The organism is uncultured Chitinophaga sp., from assembly GCF_937898475.1.
Classification (GTDB): domain Bacteria; phylum Bacteroidota; class Bacteroidia; order Chitinophagales; family Chitinophagaceae; genus Chitinophaga.
The window spans coordinates 497,238-513,089 of the sequence record NZ_CALEJS010000012.1 but is presented as its reverse complement, the minus strand read 5'-3'; the positions used below and the strand labels follow the sequence as shown (position 1 = coordinate 513,089).

Annotated in this window: 14 protein-coding genes; 11 read left to right on the top strand and 3 right to left on the bottom strand. The window is 50.7% G+C overall.

The annotated features are described in order from the left end of the window. Window positions 1-270: 270 nt before the first annotated feature. Window positions 271-912, bottom strand: a complete 642-nt coding sequence (locus Q0577_RS05495) for a metalloregulator ArsR/SmtB family transcription factor (RefSeq protein ID WP_298733521.1) — start codon at window positions 910-912, stop codon at window positions 271-273. Between the two features lie 156 nt (window positions 913-1,068). Between Q0577_RS05495 and Q0577_RS05490 the strand changes: the two genes are divergently transcribed. From Q0577_RS05490 to Q0577_RS05455, 8 genes are all read left to right on the top strand, one after another. Further along, on the top strand, window positions 1,069-1,650 hold the full coding sequence (locus tag Q0577_RS05490; protein ID WP_298733519.1) for an NADPH-dependent FMN reductase: 582 nt from the start codon (window positions 1,069-1,071) through the stop codon (window positions 1,648-1,650). 28 nt (window positions 1,651-1,678) lie between these two features. Continuing rightward, a complete protein-coding gene (locus tag Q0577_RS05485; RefSeq protein WP_298733518.1) occupies window positions 1,679-2,005 on the top strand; it encodes an iron-sulfur cluster assembly accessory protein in 327 nt (108 codons plus the stop codon). Between the two features lie 153 nt (window positions 2,006-2,158). After that, complete coding sequence (gene sufB / locus Q0577_RS05480) at window positions 2,159-3,604, top strand: Fe-S cluster assembly protein SufB (RefSeq protein ID WP_298733515.1); 1,446 nt, start codon at window positions 2,159-2,161, stop codon at window positions 3,602-3,604. Between the two features lie 47 nt (window positions 3,605-3,651). Further along, on the top strand, window positions 3,652-4,413 hold the full coding sequence (gene sufC, locus Q0577_RS05475; RefSeq protein WP_298733513.1) for a Fe-S cluster assembly ATPase SufC: 762 nt from the start codon (window positions 3,652-3,654) through the stop codon (window positions 4,411-4,413). Window positions 4,414-4,617: 204 nt separating this feature from the next. Beyond that, complete coding sequence (gene sufD, locus Q0577_RS05470; RefSeq protein ID WP_298733511.1) at window positions 4,618-5,934, top strand: Fe-S cluster assembly protein SufD; 1,317 nt, start codon at window positions 4,618-4,620, stop codon at window positions 5,932-5,934. An 11-nt stretch (window positions 5,935-5,945) separates the two neighbouring features. Continuing rightward, window positions 5,946-7,193 carry a cysteine desulfurase gene (locus Q0577_RS05465; protein ID WP_298733509.1) on the top strand — a complete coding sequence of 416 codons (1,248 nt, stop codon included), beginning with the start codon at window positions 5,946-5,948 and terminating at the stop codon, window positions 7,191-7,193. 100 nt (window positions 7,194-7,293) lie between these two features. Then, window positions 7,294-7,719 (top strand): SufE family protein, encoded by a 426-nt coding sequence (locus Q0577_RS05460; protein WP_298733508.1) that lies wholly within the window; start codon window positions 7,294-7,296, stop codon window positions 7,717-7,719. 28 nt (window positions 7,720-7,747) lie between these two features. Continuing rightward, complete coding sequence (locus tag Q0577_RS05455) at window positions 7,748-8,059, top strand: DUF59 domain-containing protein (RefSeq protein ID WP_298733507.1); 312 nt, start codon at window positions 7,748-7,750, stop codon at window positions 8,057-8,059. A gap of 96 nt (window positions 8,060-8,155) precedes the next feature. On the opposite strand, the gene Q0577_RS05450 is transcribed toward Q0577_RS05455, so the two are convergent. After that, a complete protein-coding gene (locus Q0577_RS05450; RefSeq protein ID WP_298733506.1) occupies window positions 8,156-11,467 on the bottom strand; it encodes a DUF5107 domain-containing protein in 3,312 nt (1,103 codons plus the stop codon). Between the two features lie 295 nt (window positions 11,468-11,762). Then, window positions 11,763-13,211 (bottom strand): sugar porter family MFS transporter, encoded by a 1,449-nt coding sequence (locus Q0577_RS05445; RefSeq protein WP_298733505.1) that lies wholly within the window; start codon window positions 13,209-13,211, stop codon window positions 11,763-11,765. Window positions 13,212-13,477: 266 nt separating this feature from the next. Between Q0577_RS05445 and Q0577_RS05440 the strand changes: the two genes are divergently transcribed. The 3 genes from Q0577_RS05440 to Q0577_RS05430 all read left to right on the top strand — a co-directional run bounded on the left by Q0577_RS05440 (window position 13,478) and on the right by Q0577_RS05430 (window position 15,849). After that, window positions 13,478-13,741 carry a hypothetical protein gene (locus Q0577_RS05440; protein ID WP_298733504.1) on the top strand — a complete coding sequence of 88 codons (264 nt, stop codon included), beginning with the start codon at window positions 13,478-13,480 and terminating at the stop codon, window positions 13,739-13,741. A 273-nt stretch (window positions 13,742-14,014) separates the two neighbouring features. After that, complete coding sequence (locus Q0577_RS05435) at window positions 14,015-14,242, top strand: hypothetical protein (protein WP_298733503.1); 228 nt, start codon at window positions 14,015-14,017, stop codon at window positions 14,240-14,242. A gap of 341 nt (window positions 14,243-14,583) precedes the next feature. Further along, window positions 14,584-15,849: a glycosyltransferase family 1 protein gene (locus Q0577_RS05430; RefSeq protein WP_298733502.1), complete on the top strand. Its 1,266-nt coding sequence runs from the start codon at window positions 14,584-14,586 to the stop codon at window positions 15,847-15,849. The last annotated feature ends 3 nt before the right edge of the window (window positions 15,850-15,852 follow it).

The following is a 15,852-nucleotide window of genomic DNA, read 5'->3' as shown; positions in this document are numbered from 1 at the left end:
ATCATCCCCTCCTTAAGTCTTGATCAAGTCCACCTCATGTCCACTAAGCATTGAGTTTCAGTGGCTTATACGATGCTTTTTCATAAAGGCTTACTCCCAGGGTATTGGTAATGAGTGTGTTGTGAAATCGTAGTGAGTGCCTTGTAAGCGTTTAGTCCGTGTTTAGTCGGTGCTTAGCCCGTTCTGAACAGGCGTGCTGTTGGAGCACTATTTATGCTCCACCCGTATGCCCCCCGTTATAAAAAGCGCATACCATCCCTGTACAAGCGCTTACACCAGCTGGTCGGTATATGTGATCCGGTAAATACAGCAGCGATTTCCCGCCAGGATGTGTTCAGTACGGGTTACGGTCACCTCGTCGCCCAGGATGGCGGCAAAGGTTCTGAGCTCTGAAGAACAGATATTATCGCATTGGGTAGCTGCACTGCAGATGGGGCAATGGTTTTCAATGAAAATATAGCCGTTTTCTTCCTTCCTCCACTCTGCCAGGTAGCCCTCGGCGGTTCGTAAAGTGGCAAAACGGGCTATTTTATCTCCTATGTTGGTAATTCCTTTTAAAGCTGCACGGTATTTTTCAAGTTGGCTATGTTCCCGGGCGATGATCACCTGGTCTAAAGCTTCCTGGCCTAGTTCCTTTTTGATGGTATTCATCAGCTGAAGGCTCAGTTCGGCGTGTGTATCGGGAAAATGCGCATTACCCTGGGCAGTCAGACTCCATACCTGCACAGGCCGTCCTACCCCCCTTGAGCTGGTGGTGGCGGCTACCAATCCTTCTTCTGCCAGTTTCAGTAACTGCAAACGCGCACCCTCCCCCGTTATGCCAAGCTCGGCGGCCAGGGAAGCGGCTGTTTGCGGACCACGGGTCTTTAATAATACCAGAAACCGGTCAGCTGCTGCTTTGATCTTTGGCATATAATTTTCCAAGTTATCACTTGTTTTATTGTCAAATGTCGTAATTTTGTACTAGTTAAAAAAATATTGTTGTAAGGTTTATACGACCTTTGCACCGACGATCAACTAAGGGTATACCTTCATAACAATTTAACCTATTGATAATAAGGACATTAGATGAATGTATTGATATTCAATGGTACGATGGATGACCGGCCCTATGCAACAGCCGGGAAGGTAGCCGCTTACTTTGAGACCCGGTTCAGGGAAAAAGGCTTTACGCCCCGCGTATTCAGCCTGGCTAATACAGCCATTCCGTTCTTTGATCCGCTGAAACAGGAAACGCCCGAAGCCGTGCAGCAGATGTGCAACGCCTTTTGCGAGGCCGATCTGCACGTATGGCTCACGCCCCTTTACCACGGGAGCATGACGGGCGTTATGAAAAATGCGCTCGACTGGCTGGAGCTCACCAGCCGCCTCGGCCGCCCATATTTAACGGGAAAGGTTGTAGCTTTGGTGAGTTGGGCCAACGGCTCACAGGCCATGCAGGGTATCAACGCCATGGATGCAGTGGCTAAGGCATTGCGGGCCTGGGTACTCCCCTTTTCGGTTCCCGTGCTGAAAGACCACCTTTTTGATCCGCAAACAAATGACTTTTCAGCCCTCTATAGGAATAAGTTCGATCAAATGATAACTTTGCTGGCTGAATGCAAAGAGAATAATAATATAAATAAGCTGCTGCAGGCAGCCAACAGCTAATATTAACTGCTAAAAGCTAGATATAAAGATGATTACCGTTTCAGAAAAAGCAAGCACCTACATAAAAGACCTCATGGTAAAAGAAAACCATGTACCGGGTACCTTTGTACGCGTGGGCGTGAAAGGCGGCGGTTGTTCCGGACTTTCATATGAGCTGGTGTTTGAAGCAGAAGAAAAGCCAGGCGACCAGATCTTTGAAGATAAAGGCGTTAAGATTGCCGTACAGATGAAAAGCCTCCTGTACCTCTACGGTACAGAGCTGGACTACTCTGACGGCCTCAATGGTAAAGGCCTTTTCTTTAATAATCCCAACGCCACCCGTACCTGCAGCTGTGGGGAAAGCTTTGCCGTTTAGGCTGCGCAAATTCCAAATTCCAGGAGTTTTAAATTCCAAACAAGCGGAATCTGGATATTGGAATTTGATATTTGGCATTTGAATTTTAGATTTTGGAATTTGGATTTTGGAATTTGGGATTTTAGTATTCGGGATTTTACATTATAAGTAAGTATGAGAAACAGTAATGAAATAATCGATGATATTGCCAATAAGGAATACGAGTTTGGCTTTACCACCGATATTGAAATGGATATAGCGCCGGCTGGTCTCAATGAAGACACCATCCGCTTTATATCCGCTAAAAAGGAAGAACCTGAATGGTTGCTGGAATGGCGCCTGAAAGGATACCAGGCCTTTAAGAAAATGCAGATGCCCGGATGGCAGCATTTTAAATTGCCTGAGATCGACTTCCAGGGCGTGTCCTACTATGCCGCTCCCAAAAAGAAGAAGCAGCTGTCCAGCCTGGACGAAGTAGACCCTGAACTGCTGGCTACCTTTGAAAAACTGGGCATCCCGCTGAACGAACAGAAAGCGCTCTCCGGCGTAGCCGTAGATGCCGTGTTCGACAGTGTGTCTGTTGCCACCACCTTTAAAGAAAAACTGGGCGAAATGGGCGTTATCTTCTGCTCCTTCGGGGAAGCCGTGAAGCACCATCCCGACCTGGTGAAAAAATACCTGGGCTCCGTAGTGCCCCACTCTGATAACATCTTTGCTGCATTGAATGCCGCGGTATTCTCTGACGGCTCTTTTGTATATATTCCGAAAGGCGTACGCTGCCCCATGGAGCTGAGCACCTACTTCCGTATCAATGCTCAGAACACCGGCCAGTTTGAACGTACGCTTATCATAGCAGACGATGAAAGCTATGTAAGCTACCTCGAAGGCTGTACCGCCCCCATGCGCGACGAGAACCAGCTGCATGCCGCAGTAGTGGAACTGGTAGCCCTGGATCATGCGGAGATCAAATACTCTACCGTACAGAACTGGTACCCCGGCGATAAAGAAGGCAAAGGCGGTATCTATAACTTTGTAACTAAAAGAGGGATCTGCAAGGGCAAAAGCAGTAAAATATCCTGGACACAGGTAGAAACCGGTTCTTCCATCACCTGGAAATATCCCAGCGTGATCCTGCAGGGAGACGATGCCCAGGGCGAGTTTTACTCCGTAGCTGTAACCCGTAACCGGCAGATAGCCGATACGGGTACCAAAATGCACCACATCGGCCGCAATACCAAAAGCAGGATCATTTCCAAAGGTATCTCAGCCGGCGAAGGTGACAATACCTACCGCGGACTCGTACAGGTAGGACCGCGTGCACATAACGCACGTAACTTTACCCAGTGCGACTCCCTGCTGATAGGTAACCGTTGCGGTGCGCACACCTTCCCTTACATCGAATCCCGCAATAAATCCGCTACCGTTGAGCACGAGGCTACCACCTCCAAGATCGGTGAAGACCAGATCTTCTACCTCAACCAGCGCGGTATCGATACAGAAAAGGCTGTAGCCCTTATCGTGAACGGTTACGCCAAGGAAGTACTGAACCAGCTGCCCATGGAATTTGCCGTGGAAGCGCAGAAATTATTGTCCATCACGCTGGAAGGCAGCGTAGGGTAATAGTTTAAACGTTAAACACTAAACAACAACAGAGAACAAATAATATCATGCTGACGATTAAAAATCTGCACGCAGAAGTAGAAGGAAAAGAAATTCTGAAGGGCATTGACCTCGAGATCCCCAGGGGAGAAGTACATGCCATTATGGGACCTAACGGCTCTGGCAAAAGCTCCCTCGCTTCTGTGCTGGCAGGTCGGGAAAATTATACAGTAACCCAGGGCGAAGTGATCTTTGATGGGAAAGACCTGCTGGAAATGTCTCCGGAAGACAGGGCCCGGGAAGGCGTGTTCCTCGCTTTCCAGTACCCCGTGGAAATACCCGGCGTGTCTAACCTGCACTTCCTGAAAACCGCGCTCAACGAGATCAGGGCTTACAAAGGTCTGCCCGCGCTCGAAGCGAAGGAATTCCTGAAGCTCACCAAAGAAAAACAACAGCTGGTTGATTTCAACGCCAACCTCATGAACCGTTCCCTCAACGAAGGGTTCTCCGGCGGCGAAAAGAAACGTAACGAAATCTTCCAGCTCGCTATGCTGGACCCGAAGCTGGGTATCCTCGATGAAACAGACTCCGGCCTGGATATCGACGCACTCCGCATCGTGGCAAACGGCGTGAACAAACTGCGCAGCGCAGACAAATCCTTTCTGGTGATCACCCACTACCAACGCCTGCTGGATTACATTGTGCCCGACTTCGTACACGTACTGTACGATGGCCGCATCGTAAAAACCGGTCCCAAAGAACTGGCGCTGGAACTGGAAGAAAAAGGGTACGACTGGCTGAAAGAGACAGTGGTCCACGAGAATGTCTGAAAAATTAATAATGAATAATTAAGAATTAATAATGGAGTAAGGCTGGTGGGAAACACATGCTCAGTTGTACTACTATTGTTGTTGTTAATTAGGGGGTTATTAAAAGACTTAAGCACTAAACACATTAATATCGGATAATTAAGACCCGCGTTCTCCGGAACACGCTTTCCGCGATTATTAATTATTCATTATTAATTATCAATTATGACTGATATCACGATACCTTTTTATCAATATATCCTCGAAGGGGGAAACGGGCTCACACCTAAGGATGATGCCCTGTATTCCCTGCGGGAAGACGCGCTTGTGCGTTTCAGAAGCCTTGGACTGCCCGACCTTAAATCAGAAGCCTGGCGTAACACCAATATCCAGCGGATACTGAAAGAGCAGCCTTTTACACTGCGGCAGCAGGCCGCCCCCGTAAGCGCCGCACAGGTTGCGCCCGCTTTCATCCAGGGCCTCTCCTGCTATAAAGCAGTACTGGTAAATGGTCACCTGCAGCCTGAACTGTCCCAGCTGCCCGATGTGAAAGGATTTACCATCACCAAACTTTCCGAAGCCTCCAAAAACGAAGCGTTCAAAAGCCACTTCGATAAACACCCGCACCTGGCAGATCAGCCCTTTGCAGCGCTGAACACCGCCCTGTTTGCAGACGGCCTCTTCATAGAGCTGAAAGCCAACACCGTGCTGGATAAACCTTTGCATATCGTACACGTATACACGGTATCCCAACACGCATTCCTGCAGCCCCGCCACCTGTGGGTAGCGCACACCAGCGCTTCTGCAACCATTATTGAAAGCGCGCTGGGCCTGCATGAAAATGCAGTGGCCTTTGTGAACAGCGTGAGCGAGATCTTCCTGGAAGATAATGCCGAGATCTGGCATTATAACCTGCAGGATATGTCGCCGGACAGCCGTCATATTTACCAGACTGCCGCCAGTCAGCAAACCTATAGCCGTTACCATCACTATAACTTTACGCTGCCACATGCAACGCTGGTGCGTAATAACCTGAGCGTTGCGCTGAACGGCAGCTATACCGAAACAGACCTTCATGGCCTGTACCTGGCTACCGGCAATCAGCATGTAGATAACCACACCTTTGTGGATCACCTGCAGCCGCATTGCAACAGCAACGAACTGTACAAAGGCGTACTGCTGGACAACGCCAACGGCGTATTCACCGGCCGTATCCATGTACACCAGGATGCACAGAAAACCAACGCTTTCCAGCAGAACAACAACCTGCTGCTGAGCGAAAAGGCCGATATCAACTCACAGCCTCAGCTGGAGATCTATGCTGATGATGTGAAATGTTCCCACGGCTTCACCGTTGGCCAGTTCAGCGAAGAATCGCTGTTCTACCTCCGCGCCCGCGGCATTGGCGAAGAAGCAGCCAAGACACTGTTGGTGAACGCGTTCGCCTTCGATATCACCGACAAGGTGCATATCCCCGCCCTGCAACACCACCTGACCGAACAGATCAGGCGTTACGTCAGCGGCGTTTCAATTAATAATTAATTCTTTAAGCGATGCAGCACATATCCGAAATAGAGACAACTTTTGATGTAGAGCGTGTAAGAAAGGATTTCCCGCTGCTGCAGCAGGCCAGCGTGTATGGTATACCGCTGGTTTATCTTGATAATGCTGCCACTACCCAGAAACCCCGCGTAGTACTGGATATCCTGGAGCAATACTATACCGGTTATAACAGCAATGTACACCGCGGTGTACACCAGCTGAGCCAGCAGGCCACAGAAGCTTACGAGCAGGCCCGCAATACGGTAGCGGCATATATCAACGCTGCAGATTCAAAAGAGATCATCTTTACCAAAGGCACTACAGACAGTATTAACCTCGTTGCCAGCAGCTTCGGGCGTAAATACCTGCAGGCCGGCGATGTAGTGCTGATCTCTGCCATGGAGCACCATTCCAACATTGTGCCCTGGCAGATCATCTGTGAAGAGAAAGGCGCCGAGCTCAAAGTGATACCCATCAATGAGCGCGGCGAATTGCGTATGGACGCCTTCAGCCAACTGCTGGACGATAAAGTGAAGATAGTGGCCGTTACCTATGTGTCTAATACACTGGGTACGGTGAACCCCGTGCGTGAGATCATCGCCCAGGCGCATGCACGCAACATTCCCGTGTTGCTGGATGCCGCACAGGGTATACAACACATCGCTATCGACGTACAGGAGCTGCAGCCTGATTTCCTGGCTTTCTCCGGTCACAAGGTATATGGTCCTACAGGCATTGGTGTGCTGTACGGCAAGGAAGCATGGCTGGATAAGATGCCCCCCTACCAGGGTGGTGGCGATATGATCAAGACCGTTACCTTCGCCAAAACCATCTATAACCAGCTGCCTTATAAATTTGAAGCCGGCACCCCGCATATTGCCGGCGCAATAGGCCTGGCTGCTGCGCTGGACTATGTAAAACAGATCGGTATCGATAAGATCGCTCACTGGGAGGAACAACTGCAGGAATATGCCCTGCAGCAGCTGCAGCAGGTAGAGGGCATCCGCTTCATCGGACAGGCCGCTCACCGCGCTGCTTCCATCTCCTTCCTGGTAGACCAGATCCACCCGTACGATCTGGGCGAACTGCTGGATAAGCAGGGCGTTGCCGTTCGCACCGGGCACCACTGTACCGAGCCGCTGATGGACATTTTTCAGATACCCGGCACCGTACGCGCCTCCCTGTCCTTATACAATACCTTTGAGGATATAGACAAGCTGGTAGCCGCTGTGAACAAAGCCGCAGCAATGTTGAAATAGTTTGAAAGTTTCAACGTTTGAAAGTTTGATTGTGCCCCACATGATCAAGGACATTTTCAAACACACAAACGCTCAACTTTTAAACGCATAATTTTTTGAAATGACGATCAACGAGAAACAGGATGAGCTGATAGCGGATTTTTCCCTGATGGAAAACTGGATGGATAAGTACGAATACATTATTCAACTGGGAAAAGAACTGCCGCTGATAGACGAACAATATAAAACAGACGACAATCTCATAAAAGGCTGCCAGTCCAGAGTGTGGCTGCACACAGAACTGAAAGACGGAAAACTGTACTTCACCGGAGACAGTGACGCCGTTATCACCAAAGGACTGATCAGCCTCATGATTGCCGCGCTCTCCGGTCACACGCCGGCGGAAATCGCCGCTACCGATGTTTACTTCATTGACGCCATCGGGTTGCGCAGTCACCTGTCTCCCACCCGCTCCAACGGGTTACTCAGCATGCTCAAACAGATGAAGCTGTACGCCGTAGCATATATGGCCAAACAAGCCAACTGATCTGCAAACAGATAAATACATCATTGAAATGGAAGGGGAAACACTAAGAGATAAAATTGAAGCAACGCTCAAAACCGTTTATGACCCGGAGATCCCGGTGAATATCTTTGAGCTGGGACTGGTATACGAGATCAGGATCGGCGACAACAACCGGATAGGCATTACCATGACGCTCACCGCCCCTGGCTGTCCGGTAGCCGGCGATATTGTAATGGAAGTAGACCAGAAAGTACGCGCCATTGAAGGCGTTTCTGATGTAGATGTGCATCTGACCTTTGATCCGCCCTGGACTAAAGAGATGATGAGTGAAGAAGCCCGGCTGGAGCTGGGGTTTATGTGAGGTGATCGTTAACAATGATATTATAACAACACAAAGGGGCTAAGCTTTCGCTTAGCCCCTTGTTTATTAAACCCAGGCGTTTTACGCCCGCTCGCCTTAGCTTAATTGTGAACTGTGCTCCGACATGGCCAGGTGTATATGCGCCCCGGTATGATAGCTGTCTGTATTCAGCACCTGCTCAAACATGGCGCTTGCCTGAGCTGTTTTGCCTTGTCCCAGCAACCCTAAACCGATGAGGTAATAACAATGCAAACGGTTACGCTTGTTCAGGTCATCATCCCATATCAGCAGATCCGGCAGCGAAACGGCAAAGTAATCGATCTTCACTTCGTCAAACAGATGCGCCTCTCCGTAGTCGATCAGCTTATTGAAACGGCTGCTGGCTTCACTGTTACGCTGTAACTGCAGCAGGGCCAGTCCCTGGTAGAAGATCTTATCCGGCTGCTGATCATTATAATACATCGCGGCCGCTGGTACGGATTGACCCGTGGCAGCCCGCTCCCAGCACGCATTGGCGATGGCAGTTTGTCCCAGCCCTGCGTAAGCGCAGCCGCTCCAGTAATCTATATCATTCTCCTGTGCACCATACAGTTTGCCTTCTCCCAGGTTGTGCGGATATTGCCGCGCTTTTTCCAGCAGTTCCAGCGCTTCCCGGTGACTGGCCACCCGTATGGCGGCTTTAGCCATGGAAATAAGGCTGTGTACATACTGGAAGGTCACCTTGCCTTCACCTCCCTCCCAGGGATGGAAATTGCGCGCCATCAGCAGCTCATATGCTTCCAGGTGACGCCCCAGGAGATTATACAGCGCGATCCTCTCCAGGTACAGATCATCCCGGTCATTAACCAGTGCCGGGTATTTCTCCAGCAGTTCCAGGCGGAAAGGCGCTGGTTTGTTAAGGCGCTTGTACAGTTGATCCAGCTCCATTAATATGCGTGCATCCGTTTCATCCAGTGCAAAAGCTTTTTCCAGGCTGATGACCGCCTCCTCAGGCTGTTGACGCTTATTGAACAATGCCAGGGCCAGGTTGCGGTGAACGGTAGAAAAACGGTCGTCCAGCTGGCGCGACTTTTCCCAGCAGGCGATGGCGGCATCATATTGCCTGAAATGATACCAGTAATTACCCAGGTAGTAAGGCGCTCTGGCATCCTCAGGATGTTGCCGTATGGCGAGTTGCAGGGCAAGTGCAGCCTCCTGCTGATGCGGAAAACAATAGTCAGGCGGCGCCTGCGCTGCTTTTTTCCAGTAAGCATGCGCTGCCAGCTCATCTCCTGATTCCCAGGCGATGGCGGCCATAAAATACCAGGCCAGCGGGTAAACTTCCCGCTGCTGATCAATGCCCAGTTGCAGGAACCGCAGGGCTTCGGTATACATGCCGGCAGACTGGTAGTCCAGCGCATACTCCATGTAATGATGGATATTTCCCCGCAGCAATGTCTGTAATTCCTGCAGCACGCTTTCATCATTAATCAGCAGGTACTTTTCGAAAAGTGCGCCAGCGTTGAAGCGGTCCAGCTCCAGTGAAGCATTTGCCCAATCCAGCGCCAGGCTGCGCTTTCCCTGCTTACGCAGGATGGATATGAGCAGATGTCTTGTTTTATGATGATGCCAGTTGGCATGTAATGAGCGGAAGGCCTCATCAAGTGCAACCTCCCATTTATGGCGCATTGCCGAGATCAGGCCCAGCTGATAATAACCGGCGGCCTGCCAGGCGGCGTTCCATACGGATTTGTGGAAAGCGGCATACGCTTCCGGGATACGTTGCTGCCACCGCAGGCTTAATCCCAGGTTATAGAAAGGCTCTCCATCGTAGGGGTTGGGGTTGCGGCTGGTAAGGGTGTCAATGGCGCTGCGGAAACAGCTTTCTGCTTCAGACAGCAGCAGGCGGCGCAGGTACCATTTGCCCAGGGCATTGTTGCAGCGCACATCTCCTGCATCGCGGCGCAGCCCTTCCTGGTAATATGCTACCGGGTCGCAGGTGGCATGACGGTATTGTTCGAGGTGCAGCCCTGTAAGATAAAGCTGCTCTGCCTGTGCGATCTCTGCGGGCGCTTTTGCAGCAACAGCAGGCAGGGGAACCGGCTTAATAGTGTCCGGCTCAGGTTGCCATTCCAGCAGGGCAAAGCCCTGCTGGTCGTATATACTTATACGATAGTGAATGGCATCATTGCTGACGTGTAATGGAATGTCGGTTTCTTCATAGGATGCAGGCTGCAGGTCCATCACTTTGCTCCATATTTCCCGGCCCTGGTAATACAGCACGGCTTTGCTTTTTGGGAACCTGCCCGTAGAATATAGCTTAAAAGTGGCTTTATGTTCTTCCAGTTCGAGGTTCAGTACCAGGTCTTTACTGGCGTTCTTCACCATACCTACCTGGCTGTATGGCATAAAGTACTGTTGAAAGCTTTTCTCCTCATAAGGCATCAGCCAGGAGAAGTCCGGCTGGTTGTCCGTGTATACACCGCACATCAGCTCAATGTACGGCCCATCGGCATCGGTAAGATTTCGATCCCAGGCCAGGCCGAAATCGCTGTTGCCCCAGGTCCACTGCTTTTTACCAGGGGATACGTGATGATTGGCCACATGCAGCAGTCCGCCCTGCGTATCATGTTCATAGCCTCCTACAAAGTCGTAGGACGATGTGATCGCCATGTATGAGGTAGGTACGGGAATGTTGCGGTAACGGGAGATATCCACCCCTGCAGAATAATCCACTTTATAGTAAGTGCCGGTGGCCACCGGGAAGCGGGATACATCACGTTTGCCATGATCAAACACAGCATGAACATCCGGCGGAAAAACAGACTGGTAATGCTCATTTACATGCACGGCCGGGTTGGCCCACCACAGGAAGGTTTGCGGCAGCGGGGTACGGTTGTACAGCTGCACTTTTATTTCAAGATAGGCCTTGTCCGGATACAGCGTAAAACCTGCCATGCCCTTGGTGCGGAACATCCGTTCCAGTTCGCTGCACCATACGGTTACGCTGCCGTCCGGAAAATGCTCGATGGTCCAGTCAACCGGTTCGTAAGTACCGGGCCGGTGGTGCTGCGGCCAGTTAAACTCTATGCCGCCTGAGATCCAGGGGCCGGTGAGCCCTACCAGTGCAGGTTTTATCACCTGGTTATGATACACGAAATGCCGTTGCCGCACTTTATCAAAGGCTTGTTGTATGCGGCCGCCCAGTTGCGGCAGGATCATGATCCGCAGGTAATCGTTCTCCAGGAATACGGCCTGCCATTCCTGGTCGGTCTTTTCGTCCAGTATTTTTTCAACTACCGGGTACGGGTATACGGTACCACTACTGCCCTGGTAAACTCTTTTCTCCAGGAAAACCGGATGTTTCTCCGCTGGTCCGATGCCATAAGTTGGAATACGGACCGTCTCATGCCAGGCTTTAACTTCCATATGAATTGTTTGAATGATGTGCTGAAAAATTTTAGTTGTTTATGGTTTGAGGACGCCCCTGCGCGTGTGAAGTCTGAGGACATCCCTTCCCCGCATGGAGTCTGAGGGCTTTCTGCCCACCTCAAGCCTGAGGACTCCCTGCCCCTTCATTACGGAACGGTGGCGGAAGCCCGGGGCATTAGTCCCGTCATTGCGGGGAGCAGTAAAGCCCTGTGCGGAGCGCGACGAAGCAATCTTTTTAACCCACAAACAGTGATTACGTTTGTTGCTTGCTTTTGCCGTTTAAAGGATTGCTTCAGCCCGGCTCCCCGCCAAAGCCTTGCGGGCCTCGCAATGACGGTGGCTGAAGTGCGTGCGGAGCGCTCACACCCGATTCTATCTCTTCCAAAGTCTTGCCCTTTGTCTCCGGCAGATAGGCCCTTATAAATAACAATCCTGCCAGGCAGATAATCCCATACCCCCAGAAAGTCCCTGCAGCGCCCAATGCGCTGTTCAGCAGGGGAAACGTATAGGTAAGCCCGAAACTCGCCGCCCACAGGGATAACGTGGCAATGGCCATCATGCTGCCACGTAAACGATTAGGGAAGATCTCCGACAATACCACCCAGGTTACCGGCGCCAGCGACATGGCATAACATGCAATGGCTACTACCACCAGCAGCAACAGCGGCCACCCACTCAGCTGCATATAATACAACGCCCCCATAATGGCATAGATCAATGCAAGGCCGCCGGCGCCCATCAGCATCAACGCACGCCTTCCCCAGCGGTCTACCGTGTACATGGCCACCAGGGTGAACACCAGGTTCACACCGCCGGTGATCACAATATTGAACAGAATATCAGACACACCATAGCCTGCTGCAGCAAATACCTCCTCGGCATAATTGAATATCACGTTGATGCCGCACCATTGCTGGAAAGCCGCGATCACCACACCCAGCAGCAGTATGCTTGATATGCCCGGCTGCAATACCTGTTTCCAGTGCAGGCGGTCGTCTGCCGCGGCCGTTCTTACAATAGCCTGCAGCTCGTCTTCCGCGTGAGCTGCGCCCCCTATCCTGCCCAGCACCTGGCGGGCTTTCTCTCCAAAGCCGCGGGTAGCCAGCCATCGCGGACTCTCAGGCAGCCATACCAGCAGCAATAAAAACAATGCAGAGGGTACCAGCGCCGCCCAGAACATAATGCGCCAGCCCGTTTGGCCATTCCAGGATTGCAGGATCATTTCATCTGAAGCGCCCGCAGGAACAGGCTCGGCTATCCACCAGTTAAACAGCTGTGCAGCCAGTATGCCGATCACCAGGGTCAGCTGGTTTATAGATACATATTTTCCCCGCAGGTGGGCCGGGGTTACCTCGGCAATGTACATGGGCGACAGGTTAGAGGCCAACCCGATACCGATCCCACCGATAATGCGATAAACAATAAAGCTGTTAAAAGAATGGGCCGCACCGGTAAAACCTGCTGACAGCAGGAACAGCAGGGCAGACAGCATCAGCAGTTTCTTACGCCCGTAACGGTCGCTTAGGATACCCGAAATAGCGGCGCCTGCCAGGCATCCTACCAGGGCGCAGCTCATGGCCCATCCTTGTGCCGCCGGCGATCCGGTAATGCCGAAAAAACGCTCGTAAAAGGGCTTGGCGCCCCCTATCACTACCCAGTCGTATCCGAAGAGGAATCCGCCCATTGCGGAGATCATGGAAATAATAAATAGATAAGTATGATTATAGTGGTAGTTTTTCATAACACCGCTAAATTACATGATCCCCCATCGTAAGGGCAATAGCAATTTTTTTTCCGTTAATGGATTATCTTATTTATTTCTACCCCAGAATGGATGGCCTGATGCTTGTACGGATATCAGTGACCAAAACAATTTGTTATGCTTACTTCACTGGTAGTGCTGGGAATTGTCCTCCTGCTTGTTGTTATATACGTGGTATGGCCTTACAGAAGGAATAAAGACAGCATGAGAGGGAAGTGATATTATTCACTATTAAATGCAGGGTTATGCAGCAAAAAGAAAAAGACAAGGATCAGCTTGCAAACAGCAATCCTACGGCGCGTAATTTTCAACGTCCCAACGACGAGGAGAAAAAACAAAGCACTCCCACCGCCCAGGGTCAGAACGGCGCCGGAGAGGAAGAAGAAGAGGATGACGATGATCCTGTACTGGACGAGCAGGACCTGGAAGAAAACAACCTGTCAGATGAAGAGGCAGATAATATCGACTGGGATGAAGCATCTGACACCGAAAAAGACCAGGGCCAGTAAGCCACTGTAGTGGCCGTCACAGCCGCTTTGCCCCCATCATCATCAACACGGATTGTAAACAGCCGCTGCACTGTCAGATACAAATTTGTGGAGCCTGTTAACAATCCGTGTTTAAAAATCCACAAGAGACCCCTTCGCTGATCCCCACTTCTCATCAGCGTTTCCGCGCAATACAATGTTTATCATCCTGTTAAAAATTACATTGCCAACACCAGTATCCCTGAAAAGGTAGCAGGCCTTTTGGTATATGCATACTATTAAAACATTACGGCCATGAAAAATCACCTGACCCTTTTGGGATTGTCATTTGCACTCTGCACCTTCATCGTTGCTCAAGCCAGTACCAACTATCGCCCCGCCCCGGTAAAGTATTCAGTAGACCAGCAGGACACCAGCAAAAAGAAAATGCACAAGAAAGACAAGAAATGGAAAAAAGACAAAGACACTTCCTGGCACAAAGAGCCGAGAGACACTTCTGCTCTGCGTATTGAGAACAGGTAAGCAAACTGTGTGGTAACGACAAGAATGGGTATTGAATTACCTGAAGGCACAGCGATCATGCTGTGCCTTTTCTTATTCGCGCTATTGCACTGTGGTAGCTAATCCGCAGATGAGTAATAAAATCATCAACACTTAAATAAAATATTCCGCTATGCTGTCCTCTCTAAGCCATTCTGTGTAAATTCTTTAGAGAACCGCTACTGTGGCGCACTCCGCCGGGAAGTGTTTCTCTTCGTACATACGGTTTGGTTCTATTCTTGAAGTACTTCTGCATAGAAAATGCTGTAGTATCGCGGTTTAGCCCGTTGGCAGCAATTAGTAACCCAATAACCTGCTTGTTTATGAAAACGAGAATAGCATTCATCAGCGATCACGCTTCACCTATTGCTGCGCTGGGCGGTGTTGATACCGGAGGACAAAACGTGTATGTTGGCGAACTGGCCTATCAGCTGGCAAGAAAAGGATACGAGGTAGACATTTTCACCCGCTGGGAACATGCGCAACTACCACAGGTAGTGCAATGGAGGAATGGTGTCAGAGTGGTGCATATCAAAGCCGGTCCCGTTGAATGCATACCCAAGGAACAGCTGCTGCCCTACATGGCAGACTTCCGCGAAAATATGCTGGCATTTATGCGCAATGAGCAGATACAATACGACCTCATTCATGCTAATTTCTTTATGTCGGCCCTGGTAGCGCTTGAACTCAAAGCGATACTGCATGTGCCTTTTGTGGTGACGTTCCATGCGCTGGGACATGTACGCCGCATTCACCAGGGCGAGCAGGACAAGTTCCCGCCCGAACGCCTGGATATTGAAAGCTCCGCCATTAAGCTGGCTGATTATATTATAGCAGAATGCCCGCAAGACCGGGAAGACCTGATCAAATATTACAATGCGCCGCCCGATAAGATCCGGGTGGTGCCCTGTGGCGTGAACACAGAAGAGATGTTTCCCGTAGATCAGCGCCTGGCGCGCATGAAGCTGAAGCTGCCACAGGACGATTTTGTACTGCTGCAGCTGGGCCGTATGGTGCAGCGCAAGGGAGTAGACAACGTGATCAGGGCCCTTACAAAACTCAGGTACACCGGCACACGGATCCGCCTGATCATTGTAGGCGGTGAAGATGAGGTGTGCGGACTGGGATATAATCCTGAAATAGCGCGGCTTAAACAACTGGCCAAAGAGCTGGGCGTGCAGCATTGCGTAACCTTTGCCGGGCGTAAAGGCCGTGAGGAGCTGAAGTACTATTACGCTGCAGCAGACATATTCATCACCACGCCCTGGTATGAACCCTTCGGCATTACGCCGCTGGAAGCAATGGCCTGCGGTACAGCGGTGATTGGTGCGGATGTAGGCGGCATCAAATACAGCATACTGGACGGGAAAACAGGTTTGCTGGTACCTCCGAAAGATCCGCAGGCGCTGGCTGATAAGATCAACGAACTGCTGATGCGCAGACCTGTACTGGAAGAAATGGGACGCAACGGCATTAAACGCGTGCAGGCGCTATTTACCTGGGAAAGGGTGGCACAGTTAATGAGCAGGTTGTATGATAAAGCCATCGCCAGCAACGATATTGCCCTGAGCGGCACTATGAGCCTTTAATAA

What these genes read in the sequence shown, in the direction of transcription:
- Q0577_RS05495 (WP_298733521.1), bottom strand. Translation starts at nt 912, where the DNA reads ATGCCAAAGATCAAAGCAGCAGCTGACCGGTTTCTGGTATTATTAAAG.
- Q0577_RS05490 (WP_298733519.1), top strand. Translation starts at nt 1,069, where the DNA reads ATGAATGTATTGATATTCAATGGTACGATGGATGACCGGCCCTATGCA.
- Q0577_RS05485 (WP_298733518.1), top strand. Translation starts at nt 1,679, where the DNA reads ATGATTACCGTTTCAGAAAAAGCAAGCACCTACATAAAAGACCTCATG.
- sufB (WP_298733515.1), top strand. Translation starts at nt 2,159, where the DNA reads ATGAGAAACAGTAATGAAATAATCGATGATATTGCCAATAAGGAATAC.
- sufC (WP_298733513.1), top strand. Translation starts at nt 3,652, where the DNA reads ATGCTGACGATTAAAAATCTGCACGCAGAAGTAGAAGGAAAAGAAATT.
- sufD (WP_298733511.1), top strand. Translation starts at nt 4,618, where the DNA reads ATGACTGATATCACGATACCTTTTTATCAATATATCCTCGAAGGGGGA.
- Q0577_RS05465 (WP_298733509.1), top strand. Translation starts at nt 5,946, where the DNA reads ATGCAGCACATATCCGAAATAGAGACAACTTTTGATGTAGAGCGTGTA.
- Q0577_RS05460 (WP_298733508.1), top strand. Translation starts at nt 7,294, where the DNA reads ATGACGATCAACGAGAAACAGGATGAGCTGATAGCGGATTTTTCCCTG.
- Q0577_RS05455 (WP_298733507.1), top strand. Translation starts at nt 7,748, where the DNA reads ATGGAAGGGGAAACACTAAGAGATAAAATTGAAGCAACGCTCAAAACC.
- Q0577_RS05450 (WP_298733506.1), bottom strand. Translation starts at nt 11,467, where the DNA reads ATGGAAGTTAAAGCCTGGCATGAGACGGTCCGTATTCCAACTTATGGC.
- Q0577_RS05445 (WP_298733505.1), bottom strand. Translation starts at nt 13,211, where the DNA reads ATGAAAAACTACCACTATAATCATACTTATCTATTTATTATTTCCATG.
- Q0577_RS05440 (WP_298733504.1), top strand. Translation starts at nt 13,478, where the DNA reads ATGCAGCAAAAAGAAAAAGACAAGGATCAGCTTGCAAACAGCAATCCT.
- Q0577_RS05435 (WP_298733503.1), top strand. Translation starts at nt 14,015, where the DNA reads ATGAAAAATCACCTGACCCTTTTGGGATTGTCATTTGCACTCTGCACC.
- Q0577_RS05430 (WP_298733502.1), top strand. Translation starts at nt 14,584, where the DNA reads ATGAAAACGAGAATAGCATTCATCAGCGATCACGCTTCACCTATTGCT.